11 protein-coding genes, 12 tRNA genes, 1 rRNA gene and 1 pseudogene are annotated in these 11,163 nt (G+C 36.9%); all 25 read left to right on the forward strand.

Features of this window, described 5'->3' with window-relative positions:
* Positions 1 to 6 precede the first annotated feature (6 nt).
* A 5S ribosomal RNA gene (rrf, locus tag A9Q68_RS08285) occupies positions 7 to 122 on the forward strand.
* Between the two features lie 15 nt (positions 123 to 137).
* Positions 138 to 210 (forward strand) — tRNA-Val (locus tag A9Q68_RS08290).
* Positions 211 to 219: 9 nt separating this feature from the next.
* Positions 220 to 290 (forward strand) — tRNA-Gly (locus A9Q68_RS08295).
* A gap of 35 nt (positions 291 to 325) precedes the next feature.
* Positions 326 to 399: transfer RNA gene (locus A9Q68_RS08300), tRNA-Ile, on the forward strand.
* A gap of 9 nt (positions 400 to 408) precedes the next feature.
* Positions 409 to 480 (forward strand) — tRNA-Glu (locus A9Q68_RS08305).
* A gap of 5 nt (positions 481 to 485) precedes the next feature.
* Positions 486 to 575 (forward strand) — tRNA-Ser (locus tag A9Q68_RS08310).
* Positions 576 to 585: 10 nt separating this feature from the next.
* A tRNA-Met gene (locus A9Q68_RS08315) sits at positions 586 to 659 on the forward strand.
* Positions 660 to 680: 21 nt separating this feature from the next.
* A tRNA-Phe gene (locus A9Q68_RS08320) sits at positions 681 to 753 on the forward strand.
* 17 nt (positions 754 to 770) lie between these two features.
* Positions 771 to 851 (forward strand) — tRNA-Tyr (locus tag A9Q68_RS08325).
* A 5-nt stretch (positions 852 to 856) separates the two neighbouring features.
* Positions 857 to 927 (forward strand) — tRNA-Trp (locus A9Q68_RS08330).
* 11 nt (positions 928 to 938) lie between these two features.
* A tRNA-His gene (locus tag A9Q68_RS08335) sits at positions 939 to 1,011 on the forward strand.
* A gap of 8 nt (positions 1,012 to 1,019) precedes the next feature.
* Positions 1,020 to 1,091, forward strand: a tRNA-Gln gene (locus A9Q68_RS08340).
* 22 nt (positions 1,092 to 1,113) lie between these two features.
* Positions 1,114 to 1,197: transfer RNA gene (locus tag A9Q68_RS08345), tRNA-Leu, on the forward strand.
* A 157-nt stretch (positions 1,198 to 1,354) separates the two neighbouring features.
* Positions 1,355 to 1,879: a GNAT family N-acetyltransferase gene (locus tag A9Q68_RS08350; RefSeq protein ID WP_083426046.1), complete on the forward strand. Its 525-nt coding sequence runs from the start codon at positions 1,355 to 1,357 to the stop codon at positions 1,877 to 1,879.
* Between the two features lie 266 nt (positions 1,880 to 2,145).
* Positions 2,146 to 3,228 (forward strand): ABC transporter permease, encoded by a 1,083-nt coding sequence (locus tag A9Q68_RS08355; RefSeq protein ID WP_071794254.1) that lies wholly within the window; start codon positions 2,146 to 2,148, stop codon positions 3,226 to 3,228.
* Positions 3,229 to 3,237: 9 nt separating this feature from the next.
* Entirely contained in the window at positions 3,238 to 3,906 is a 669-nt protein-coding gene (locus tag A9Q68_RS08360; RefSeq protein ID WP_071794255.1) for an ABC transporter ATP-binding protein, read from the forward strand.
* A 372-nt stretch (positions 3,907 to 4,278) separates the two neighbouring features.
* Entirely contained in the window at positions 4,279 to 4,728 is a 450-nt protein-coding gene (locus tag A9Q68_RS08365) for a pyridoxamine 5'-phosphate oxidase family protein (protein WP_071794256.1), read from the forward strand.
* A gap of 170 nt (positions 4,729 to 4,898) precedes the next feature.
* A pseudogene (locus A9Q68_RS08370) lies at positions 4,899 to 5,219 on the forward strand (S41 family peptidase); the annotation flags it as partial.
* A gap of 15 nt (positions 5,220 to 5,234) precedes the next feature.
* Positions 5,235 to 5,768 (forward strand): GNAT family N-acetyltransferase, encoded by a 534-nt coding sequence (locus tag A9Q68_RS08375; protein WP_071794257.1) that lies wholly within the window; start codon positions 5,235 to 5,237, stop codon positions 5,766 to 5,768.
* Positions 5,765 to 6,322, forward strand: a complete 558-nt coding sequence (locus tag A9Q68_RS08380; RefSeq protein ID WP_071794258.1) for a nucleotidyltransferase family protein — start codon at positions 5,765 to 5,767, stop codon at positions 6,320 to 6,322. The genes A9Q68_RS08375 and A9Q68_RS08380 overlap by 4 nt, the downstream gene beginning before the upstream one ends.
* Positions 6,323 to 6,348: 26 nt before the next feature.
* Positions 6,349 to 7,059 (forward strand): class I SAM-dependent methyltransferase, encoded by a 711-nt coding sequence (locus A9Q68_RS08385; protein WP_071794259.1) that lies wholly within the window; start codon positions 6,349 to 6,351, stop codon positions 7,057 to 7,059.
* A gap of 145 nt (positions 7,060 to 7,204) precedes the next feature.
* Positions 7,205 to 7,522, forward strand: a complete 318-nt coding sequence (locus tag A9Q68_RS08390) for a hypothetical protein (protein WP_131814176.1) — start codon at positions 7,205 to 7,207, stop codon at positions 7,520 to 7,522.
* A gap of 166 nt (positions 7,523 to 7,688) precedes the next feature.
* A complete protein-coding gene (locus A9Q68_RS08395) occupies positions 7,689 to 8,735 on the forward strand; it encodes a zinc-binding dehydrogenase (protein ID WP_071794261.1) in 1,047 nt (348 codons plus the stop codon).
* A 209-nt stretch (positions 8,736 to 8,944) separates the two neighbouring features.
* Positions 8,945 to 9,847, forward strand: coding sequence for a prenyltransferase (locus tag A9Q68_RS08400; RefSeq protein WP_071794262.1), 903 nt, complete (start codon positions 8,945 to 8,947; stop codon positions 9,845 to 9,847).
* A 32-nt stretch (positions 9,848 to 9,879) separates the two neighbouring features.
* On the forward strand, positions 9,880 to 11,091 hold the full coding sequence (locus A9Q68_RS08405; RefSeq protein WP_071794263.1) for an NAD(P)/FAD-dependent oxidoreductase: 1,212 nt from the start codon (positions 9,880 to 9,882) through the stop codon (positions 11,089 to 11,091).
* Positions 11,092 to 11,163 lie beyond the last annotated feature (72 nt).

Consider the following 11,163-nt stretch of genomic DNA (forward strand, 5'->3'; position numbering starts at 1 on the left):
AAAAAGTTAAGTGACGATAGCCTAGGAGATACACCTGTACCCATGCCGAACACAGTAGTTAAGCCCTAGAACGCCTGAAGTAGTTGGGGGTTGCCCCCTGTTAGATACGGAAGTCGCTTAGCTTAGGAACACTCAATGGGAGTTTAGCTCAGCTGGGAGAGCATCTGCCTTACAAGCAGAGGGTCAGCGGTTCGAACCCGTTAACTCCCATATTATTAAGCGGGTGTAGTTTAGTGGTAAAACTACAGCCTTCCAAGCTGTTGTCGCGAGTTCGATTCTCGTCACCCGCTTTATAGTTTTTTTCCAAGCTATATATCAATAGCTTGGGCGCGTAGCTCAGGTGGTTAGAGCGCACGCCTGATAAGCGTGAGGTCGGTGGTTCGAGTCCACTCGTGCCCATTAATATATGGTCCGTTGGTCAAGGGGTTAAGACACCGCCTTTTCACGGCGGTAACACGGGTTCGAATCCCGTACGGACTATATTTGGAGGATTACCCAAGTCCGGCTGAAGGGAACGGTCTTGAAAACCGTCAGGCGTGTAAAAGCGTGCGTGGGTTCGAATCCCACATCCTCCTTTTTACTTATCGCGGGATGGAGCAGCTAGGTAGCTCGTCGGGCTCATAACCCGAAGGTCGTAGGTTCAAATCCTGCTCCCGCAATATACAATGTTTTGTATACATGGCTCGGTAGCTCAGTTGGTAGAGCAATGGATTGAAGCTCCATGTGTCGGCGGTTCGATTCCGTCTCGCGCCATTACAATTTAATATCATGGAAAGATAGCGAAGAGGCTAAACGCGGCGGACTGTAAATCCGCTCCTTCGGGTTCGGGGGTTCGAATCCCTCTCTTTCCATCCTAACGGGCATAGTTTAAAGGTAGAACTAAGGTCTCCAAAACCTTCAGTGTGGGTTCAATTCCTACTGCCCGTGTTTGGAATATGGCGGGTGTGGTGAAGTGGTTAACACATCAGATTGTGGCTCTGACATTCGTGGGTTCGATTCCCATCACTCGCCTATTTTATTGGGGTATAGCCAAGCGGTAAGGCAAGGGACTTTGACTCCCTCATGCGTTGGTTCGAATCCAGCTACCCCAGTTTTTAAATGAAAATTTGAAATGCCGGCGTGGCGGAATTGGCAGACGCGCTGGACTCAAAATCCAGTGTCCTCACGGACGTGCCGGTTCGACCCCGGCCGCCGGTATACTTATAAAGACATGGTTTATTGACCTTGTCTTTTTTATATTGTACAGACGATTGTGAACCAAAGTTACTAAAAATTATAATCTAAATTTTTCACCTAATGTTTTTTTATTATTTGTGATATAATATATCAATTTATTTGATGAGGAGTACATGTTATGATATGGGAAATAAGAACTTTAGATATATATGATAAAGAACCTTTTGATTTATTTTTGCAGGACTTATTGTTTGAAAAGAAAACTGGGTTTCGTTATTCTCTTTCAACAATTAATGAAATTGATGATTTTCATAAATATTTAAAAGATATTAAGCTTTTAGAAACAGATGCCCCTAATCCAAATTATTCACCTGCAACTAGTTATTATTTTTTTATGGATAATGTAATTTGTGCTCGTATAGATTGTAGGTGGGATTTGTCAAAAGGAAATTTATCAAGTGAGGGAGGTCATATTGGTTATATTACTTCTCCTAGTTATAGAGGTAAGGGGATAATGTCAATTCTTCTAAAATTTGCTTTAGAGAGATTCCGTGAAAGAGGTATTGACCAAGTATTTATCACTGCTTTAATTGATAATAAGGCTAGTCGTGCAACGATTGAAAAATTAGGTGGCAAGTTTGATTCATTTTATATTAGAGAAGATGGAGAGAAAATAGCTAGATACTGGGTACCTACTTTTTGAAATTATACATTTTTACAGTTGATGAAAATTAAACCACAAAATAATATCTTGAAAGAAAAATATAAACTAATTTATAATTTGAACACTTTTTGTTATAATTTGAAAAACAACATTGAATTAGTCAATTTAATGTTCAACGGTGAGTATTTGTATATTTGAAAAATCTATTTATTGGATCATTGAGTTTTTATTAGAGTAGTTTTATTAATCTAATACATACGAGAGAGTATAAATTCAACTAATAAAAAGTGAAAAAAGGAGATTATATGTTTTTAGCCATAAATGAACTAAAAGAATCGAAACTTAGGTATTCCTTGATTGTAGGGTTACTATTTCTAGTTGCTTATCTTATGTATTTTTTATCAGGTTTAGCCTATGGGTTGATACAGGAAAACCGATCTGCTATCGATTTATGGAAAGCAGATACAGTTTTGTTGTCTAAGGATGCAAATAGTACTCTAAATTTATCTTCTATAAATATTAGTGAAAAAAATAATATTGAAGCATCAAAATTAGCAACTTTAGCTCAAAGAAGCACAGTTGCTTGGAATAAACAAGAGCCAAAAGAGTCAGATAAAGAAAAAGTTAGTATATTTGGTATAAATAAGGATGAGTTTTTAAAACCTAAAATTATCAAAGGACGCTCCATCACTTCTGATAAGGAAGTAATTATTGATAAGTCTCTTGCAGATAAGTCTAATTTTAAACTTAATGATAAAATATATTTAGCAAACTCGATCCAAAAATATGAGATAGTAGGTATTAGCCAGAAAGCAACATTTAATGTTTCTCCCGTTATTTATATGACACTTGGTGGTTTTAAAAATATAGATTCGTCAGTCCAATCACTATTGACTAATCATGATATAAAAGTTAATGCTTTTGTAATAAAAGGAGAATTGAAAAAATATGATAAAGATAAATTTCAAAAACTATCTCTTGAAACTTTTATAAAAAAATTACCAGGATATAGTGCTCAGACAATGACATTCGGTTTTATGATCGGATTTTTAGTTATTATTTCAGCCATAATTATTGGAATTTTTATGTATGTATTAACAATTCAAAAAGCACCGATTTTTGGAATCATGAAAGCACAAGGTATTTCGAATAAAACTATTGTAAATGCTGTATTAACACAAACTTTTTTACTAAGTCTATTTGGAAGTAGTTTAGGGCTTTTAGCAAATTGGGCGAGTTCCCTAATACTTCCACAAACAGTACCATTTCAAGGAAACTGGTTCTTTTACGGTATTATTTTTATGAGTATGATACTCTTTTCTATTTTAGGGACATTATTTTCTGTATTTGCTATTATCCGTATAGATCCCTTGAAAGCGATTGGATAGGAGAACAATATGAATGTTTTAGAATTTAAAAATGTAACGAAGTCCTTTAAAGATGGTCAAACACAAATTGTTGCCCTTAAAAAAACGAATTTTAGTGCAGAGCGAGGCCAGTTTATATCTATAATTGGGCCTTCCGGTTCAGGAAAATCTACTTTTTTAACAATAGCCGGTGGTTTACAAACGCCATCGAAAGGACATGTTATCATAAATGGGAATGATTTTACTTCTTTAAATGAAAAAGAAAGATCAAAATTGCGGTTTAAAGATATTGGATTTATTTTACAAGCCTCTAATTTGATTCCTTTTTTGACAGCTAAACAGCAACTTGAATTAGTTGATAAACTAATGAAAAATGAAAATAATCAATTGCAAGAATCTTTATTTGAGGATTTAGGTATTACTCACCTTAAAAATAAATTACCAAGGGACTTATCAGGTGGTGAAAGACAGAGATTAGCTATTGCCAGAGCACTTTATAATGATCCAGCTATTGTTTTGGCAGACGAGCCAACGGCAAGCTTAGATTCAGAAAAAGCTTATGAAGTTGTAGAACTTTTAAAGAAAGAGTGCAAGGAAAAACAAAAGACCGTCATTATGGTAACACATGATAGAAGGATGATTGAATCATGTGATAAAATTTTTGAGATACGTGATGGTGTATTGAAGCAACAAAGATAAAATCATTAATAGTAAAATTTTATATTCAGATGGTTTAAAAATTTATTTCATATAAACGAAGGACACATCATTTGCATATTTAGAACAAGTAACGAAAAAGTTACTAAAATCTCAAAATTACTTAGTTTTTAAGTTAATTTCCAAAACTTAAACCTTATTAAATAAGTGTTTGTTGACTTTAAAAAGTGTTTGGTAGCACTCGAAATCCAGTGTCCTCACGGACGTGCCGGTTCGACCCCGGCCGCCGGTATACTTAAAAAGACAAGGTTTAATGACCTTGTCTTTTTCGTTTCTCGAATATCTTCTTTTTGTCCTTAACAAGTCTCTTGCTTTCTGATATACTTTAAGAAAAGGCTTACAGGAGAAATGGTTATGGAATTGAAAGAAATCATGCAAATTATTGAAGATATGAAGGTTGGCGTCTTTGCGACCATTGATAAAGATGGTAATCCCCATGCTCGTCATGCTCATATTACAGCAGCGACTGAAGAAGGCATTTTCTTTATGACTAGTCCTAGAACTCATTTCTATAAGCAATTAACTGGTAATCAACGGGTTGCTTTAACGGCAATGGTTGAAGATGGCTATCTGACTCAAGTTATTCGGATTGAAGGTCTCGCTCGTCCTGTCGAGAATGATTATCTTAAAAAAGTCTTTGCTAATAATCCTTATTATGACTATATTTACAAAGATGAATCCAGTGATAGCATGCAAGTCTTTCAAATCTATGATGGTGATGGTTTCTATCATAGCTTAACGCAAGGTCATAAATACGTCTATTCCGTTGGTAAAGAAAAAGAGACTTATGTAAGGGCCGTTTAATATTTCAGCAATTTAGCAAACCTTGATGGTTTGCTTTTTTTGTGTCCATTAAATTTGTCCTGAATTGTCCTTCCTATGCTAAAATAGGATTATTATGATTCGGGAGCTCAAAATGACAAAAAAAGAGATATTTTTAGAAATTCTCACTATTATGCAAGAAGATTCAGCGACCAGAAAAGATTTATGTCTTAAGTGATGTTAATTGTGGCTCTTCTGGGGAAAACTTTGTGGAAATGATGACATTGATGCCAAAAGTAACAGTAGTGGGCCGGCCAACGCTTGGTATCCTAGATTATTCCAACTGTTGCTTTGTGCGCTATGACGATTTCACCTTTGTCTATCCGACGTCTCGGAGCTTGGCTATTGACCATGGAAAAGGGATGACCGATATCGGAGTACTGCCTGACATTGAGATTCCCTGGACACCTGAACATCTGGAAAGGGACGTAGATTTGGACTATGTCATGGAACTCATTGAAGAAAAAAGATAATTTAAGGAGAAAGTTATGGAAATAAAAAGTGAACGCCTCTTATTAAGACCTATTTCCATAAAAGATTTAATGACCACACATGCTTATGCCAGTGATCGTGAGGCCAATACTTATATGCTTAATTTGCCAAACGATACGCTTCAGCAAACAGAGAACTTTTTAAAAGGCTGTGAAGACAATTGGAAGTCCTTTAATCAAGAAGTCTTTCAGTTAGATTTTGCCATTATTTTTGACGGTAAGCATGTTGGTGGGATAAGTCTGTCAAAAGAAGCGGGTCCGGAGGCTGAAATTGGATGGATTTTGAATCGCCATTATTGGCAAAAAGGGATTGCCTTTGAGGCTGCTAAAACCTTGATGGACTACTTCACTAAAAACTATCAGATTAAGCATTATATTGCTCATTGCGATAGTCAAAATAAAGCTTCCTATGCTTTAATGGAAAAGCTAGGCATGACAAGAGTGTCTGTCGCAGGCGGCCGCTTTAATAAAGGGTCTCAATCAGAAAGTCAAGAATATCTGTATGAATTGAAAATAGGGAGAGAAAAATGACTACAATCTCCAAACTCATTAATGCAAACCAAGAACTAATGACTTTGCTTCAAATCATTAAAGGTCTAGATTTACCAGATGCTTGGCTTTGTGCTGGAACTTTACGCAATTTTATTTGGAATCAACTATCCAATAAAGCACAAGCTCTAACGACGGATGTGGATTTGGTTTTTTATGATCCTCATTTAAGTTATCAGGAGACAGTGGAATTAGAGAAGGAAATCAAGATAAAGTTTCCTCAATATGATTGGGAGGTAAAGAATGAAGTCTACATGCATATTCATACCCCAAATGCCCAGCCTTACCAAAGTGCCAGGGATGCCATTTCTAAGTTTCCTGAGAAATGCACCGCTATTGCAGCTAGATTAAATCCAGATAACCAACTAGATCTCTTTTTGCCATATGGTGAAAATGATATACTAGCATTTAAAGTCAATCCGACCCCTTTCTACCAAGGAGATCCGGAACGCCACAAAATATACAATCAGAGAATGCTCAAAAAGAATTGGAACGAGATCTGGTCACAGCTTGAAATTAATTATTTCTCTGAATAAATCAGTTTGTCAAAGAAAGGTTTTCTATGTCAGTCAATCTAGAATCATATAAGGAATGGGTTTCTCAACCCTGGGGTAAAATTCAATATGACTTAACCTTTGCCCAACTAGCTCATATCAAAAATCAAAGAATCTTAGATTTCGGGGCTGGCTTTGGCTTGACCAGTCAATTCTTAGCCAAAGAAAATGAGGTCATCGCTATCGAGCCAAATGAGGAGGTGCTTGATCCCCAGACGCCGCAAGCTTTTCAGAAAATTTTAGGAAGCATCGAAAAAGTAGAGGAGTTAGAAGCTCAGTCTTTCGATCTGATTATTTGCCACAATGTTTTGGAATATGTAGCTCCGCAGGAACGGACGACCTATTTGCAGGCACTAAAGCGTGTCTTGAAGCCAGATGGTCAACTATCTATTATTAAGCACAATCAGGCCGGTAAGGTCATGCAGGCAGCAGTTTTTGAAAATCGAATCGATAAAGCTTTAGGTCTACTTAACGGTGAAGACTTTGAGTCTGTGTCTTTCACGCAAGGCACTACTTATTCTTTGGAGGAATTGCTAGACGCTTCGCAGATGACCTTGGTCAAATATCAGGGATTGCGCTGCTTCTACAGCCTCCAACCTAATGCCTTCAAAACAGGCGATAATTGGTTTGCAGAAATGACCCAGCTAGAATTAGCTGTCTGTGACTTGAAACCCTATAAAGATATTAGCTTTTTACAACATATTTGGTTAAAAAATTAGTTCTTTTTTCGAAAGCCTATATTAGCTAAAAACTAAGTGGAAATACCCTTTTATTATAGTTAAATATGATATCTAAACCACTTGCTTTCCCTTATGTTTAAGAGTATACTTCATCTCATATTAATTTATGAGAAGGTATATGAGAATGGAAACTATATTGGAACCCTTTTTTGCTCTTATTGGCTTTGCATTTTTAGTGGCTCTCGTTTACTTCCCTTTTAAGGGGAATATTGATGCTGCTAAGGCAGTCGGTGCTCTATACGTCGTAAGTTTTCATGATGTTGATAGACATATTGACTTGAAAGAAAACAAGAAGTTGGTGGGAAAAGTCAGGATTGTTTCTAAAACCAGTGACGGTAATTCTTACAATGTCCAGTCTAAAATGAATGACAAAAGCTTAAGAGAATTCTTGATGCAAGAATATGGTCTGACCAAGCATCAAGTTGTAGTTGCCATTGGATAAAAAGTAAAAAGTGTATTTCATAAATGGCTCAGTTGATAAGAATCAGCCGGGTCTTTTTTTATATACAAATTTTTTCTTGACTTAAAGTCCACTTCAAGGTGTATACTTAACATAAGTTATCAGAATTATTAAAAATCATAACTGGTAAAGAATAAGGAGAAGTCAGATGAAAGCAACTATTTTTCATAAAGCAGGTTTGGTGGAAGTTGAGGAAGTTTCGAAACCAAGTATTCAAGAGGCAGATGATGTTATTATTAAAGTGGTCAGAGCTTGTGTTTGTGGTTCTGATTTATGGGCATACGCCCACGGTGACAACAAAGCAGCGCATTCTATCAATGATGGCCATGAGGCTCTAGGAATTGTGGAAGAAGTTGGAGCTGATATTACGACTGTTCAACCTGGAGATTTTGTCATCGTTCCTTTTACCCACGGATGTGGGCATTGCGATGCCTGTCGAGCTGGTTTTGACGGCACATGTGATAATCATCCTGGTTACAGTAATTGGTCTAATGGATTCCAATCAGAATACATTCGCTTCCATTATGGCAATTGGGCCTTAGTAAAAGTTCCCGGTCAACCTTCAGACTACTCTGAAGGAATGATTAAATCATTGCTGACGCTAGCAGATGTTATGCCGACTGGTTATCATGCTGCCCGTTGCGCACAGGTTTCGGCTGGGGATAAGGTTGTTGTCATTGGTGATGGTGCTGTAGGTCAATGTGCTGTTATTGCTGCCAAAATGATGGGAGCTTCGCAAATTGTTTTGATGAGTCGTCATCAAGACCGACAAGAAATGGCCTTAGAATCGGGCGCTACAGCAGTGGTTGCTGAACGTGGCCAAGAAGGTATTGCCAAGGTGAGAGAAATTCTTGGTGGCGGTGCAGACGCTGCCTTAGAATGCGTTGGTACGGAAGCAGCCATGGATCAAGCTTTAGGCGTTCTTCATAATGGTGGTCGTGTCGGTTTTGTTGGTGTTCCACACTACAATAACCGTCCTTTGGGGTCTACATTTGCTCAAAATATCTCTGTTGCTGGAGGTTCAGCATCCGTGACAACCTATGATAAAAAAGTCTTATTGAAAGCTGTTTTAGATGGAGATATTAATCCAGGGCGTGTCTTCACACAAACCTATGATTTGGCCGATGTGAATCAGGCTTACCAAGATATGCAGGACCGTAAAACCATTAAATCAATGTTGGTTATTGGCGAGTAAGTCATCAATAAGCTAGATTTTTTACATAGTTATTGAAAATAATGGAAGAAACGCATCTCATTTTCAGAGAATGCGTTTTCTTTTACAAAAATTGTAAAAAAATACAAAAGAGACTTGAAAATGAAATTTTTTTAAATCATTTGTTTTATTCTTGAAACAAATTGGAGTATAATATAAGGGTTAAAGAATATCTAAAAGAAAGGCTTTTCATGACTATTCCTATATTTTTGGAACTTGTGGAAATGAAAGCTAAAACAGCAAGTGTTTTCCCTTTTCTGATTGGTTTGTGCTTTAGCTATTATTACTATGGTAGTCTTCATCCCCTCTTAGTTCTTTCGTTCTTTATCGCCATGTTCTTTTTCAACATGTTTGTTGATATGTGGGATAACTATAACGATTATAAAAATGCTATTAACATAGATTATCAAGCAAACACTAATATCATTGGTCGCGAAAGCCTATCGATCAGTTTGATTGAAAAACTGATGGCAGCTTTTCTCTTCATTTCAGCTAGTATTGGTATCCTATTAACCGCAGTTGTGGGCTGGCCTTTGCTAGTGATGGGGCTCTTTTGCTTTGGTGTTGGGATTCTCTATTCCTATGGACCTAGGCCACTGTCAAGTTTACCTTTAGGTGAATTTTTCTCTGGTTTTACCATGGGCTTCGTTATTTCATTGATTTGTGTTTACCTTAATACTTATCAAGAGTTCAAATGGGATTTTCCTAATTTAGCAGCTATTTTCTTGATTTCGCTACCCAACACTCTTTGGATAGCGAATCTCATGTTAGCTAATAATTTATGTGACAAAGAAGAAGATGAAAGTAATCACCGTTATACTTTGGTCCACTATACGGGGCTAAAAGGTGGTCTTGTGCTCTTTGCATTAGGCAATATCATAGCAATCCTAGCAATTATTGGACAATACCTACTTGGATTTGCTCCAGTAACTGTATTATTGAGCTTATTTTTGATACCATTTATCTATAAGCAAAGTCGCTTGCTTTGGCAAAAACAAGTCAAAAGGGAAACCTTTATCTGTGCTGTCCGCATTTTAGCTTTAGGATCATTGACACAAGTTTTAACCTACTTTATTGGTATATTTTTAAAATAATAAATTGACATTAATATTATAAGGAGAGTATTATGCAAGACATTTTAGTATTAGGAGCTGGTTATGCTGGCTTGAAAACGGTACGTTCATTACAAAAACAAGCGGGTGATTTCCATATTACCCTAGTTGATCGTAACAACTATCATTATGAAGCAACTGAACTTCATGAGGTAGCATCTGGATCACAACCAAAAGATAAAATCTCTTTCCCAATCAAAGATGTTATTGATGAAAAGAAAGTTACTTTTATCCAAGATGATGTTTTAAAAGTTAATCCAGAAGCTTCTACAGCTGAATTAAAAAATAGTGGAACACTTCACTACGATTACGTGGTCGTATCACTTGGTTTCTGTTCAGAAACTTTCGGTATCAGCGGTGCTAAAGAGAATGCACTTCAAATGGTAGACATCAATACTGCTGATAACATTCACCAACATATCCTTCGCATGATGGAAAAATACCGTGAAACAAAAGATAAAAACTATCTACGTCTGTTGATTTGTGGAGCTGGTTTCACTGGTATCGAATTAGCTGGTGCTTTGGTTGATGAACGTAAACGCTACGCACAAGTGGCTGGTGTTACAGAAGACCAAATCGAAATTGTCTGCGTTGAAGCAGCAACTCGTATCTTGCCAATGTTTGATGATGAAATGGCTAAATATGGTGTTGATTTAATTGAAAAACTTGGCGTTAACTTAATGCTTGGTTCAATGATCAAAGAAATCAAACCAGGTGAAGTTGTTTACGCAACAAGCCCAGACGAAAATGCTGAACGTCAATCAATCGCTGCTGAAACAATCATCTGGACAACAGGTGTCAGCGGAAGCCCTGTTATGGGTGAATCTGGTTTTGCAGAACGTCGTGGCCGTGTTATCATCAATTCTGATCTCCGCGATCCAAAATATGATAATGTTTATATTCTTGGTGATGTATCTGCCCTTATGGATCCTGAAACAGACCGTCCATTCCCAACAACAGCACAAATCGCAACTCGTATGGGTGCGCATGCTGCTAAAAACCTTTTACACCAAATTAAAGGTGAAGCAACAGAAGATTTCACTTACAAATCACTAGGTACAGTTGCCTCTGTTGGTAACACACATGCCTTCGGACTTGTTGGTAAATCTAAAATCAAAGGCTACCCAGCATCTGTGGCTAAAAAAGGTATCATGAATAAATCATTAGTTGAAATGGGTGGATTGAAAGAACTTCTTGCCAAAGGTCGCTTCGATTTGTATCATTAAGATAACCAATTCACTTTATCAATTTCCCTTAATCTGCTTGAAACAGACTAAGGAATTAACAAATCGGAGGAA

Source organism: Streptococcus bovimastitidis (assembly GCF_001885095.1).
In the GTDB taxonomy this organism is placed as follows: domain Bacteria; phylum Bacillota; class Bacilli; order Lactobacillales; family Streptococcaceae; genus Streptococcus; species Streptococcus bovimastitidis.

Bases quoted from the DNA above. Each gene is read 5' to 3' on its own strand.
- A9Q68_RS08350 (WP_083426046.1), top strand. From the start codon at position 1,355: ATGATATGGGAAATAAGAACTTTAGATATATATGATAAAGAACCTTTT.
- A9Q68_RS08355 (WP_071794254.1), top strand. From the start codon at position 2,146: ATGTTTTTAGCCATAAATGAACTAAAAGAATCGAAACTTAGGTATTCC.
- A9Q68_RS08360 (WP_071794255.1), top strand. From the start codon at position 3,238: ATGAATGTTTTAGAATTTAAAAATGTAACGAAGTCCTTTAAAGATGGT.
- A9Q68_RS08365 (WP_071794256.1), top strand. From the start codon at position 4,279: ATGGAATTGAAAGAAATCATGCAAATTATTGAAGATATGAAGGTTGGC.
- A9Q68_RS08375 (WP_071794257.1), top strand. From the start codon at position 5,235: ATGGAAATAAAAAGTGAACGCCTCTTATTAAGACCTATTTCCATAAAA.
- A9Q68_RS08380 (WP_071794258.1), top strand. From the start codon at position 5,765: ATGACTACAATCTCCAAACTCATTAATGCAAACCAAGAACTAATGACT.
- A9Q68_RS08385 (WP_071794259.1), top strand. From the start codon at position 6,349: ATGTCAGTCAATCTAGAATCATATAAGGAATGGGTTTCTCAACCCTGG.
- A9Q68_RS08390 (WP_131814176.1), top strand. From the start codon at position 7,205: ATGGAAACTATATTGGAACCCTTTTTTGCTCTTATTGGCTTTGCATTT.
- A9Q68_RS08395 (WP_071794261.1), top strand. From the start codon at position 7,689: ATGAAAGCAACTATTTTTCATAAAGCAGGTTTGGTGGAAGTTGAGGAA.
- A9Q68_RS08400 (WP_071794262.1), top strand. From the start codon at position 8,945: ATGACTATTCCTATATTTTTGGAACTTGTGGAAATGAAAGCTAAAACA.
- A9Q68_RS08405 (WP_071794263.1), top strand. From the start codon at position 9,880: ATGCAAGACATTTTAGTATTAGGAGCTGGTTATGCTGGCTTGAAAACG.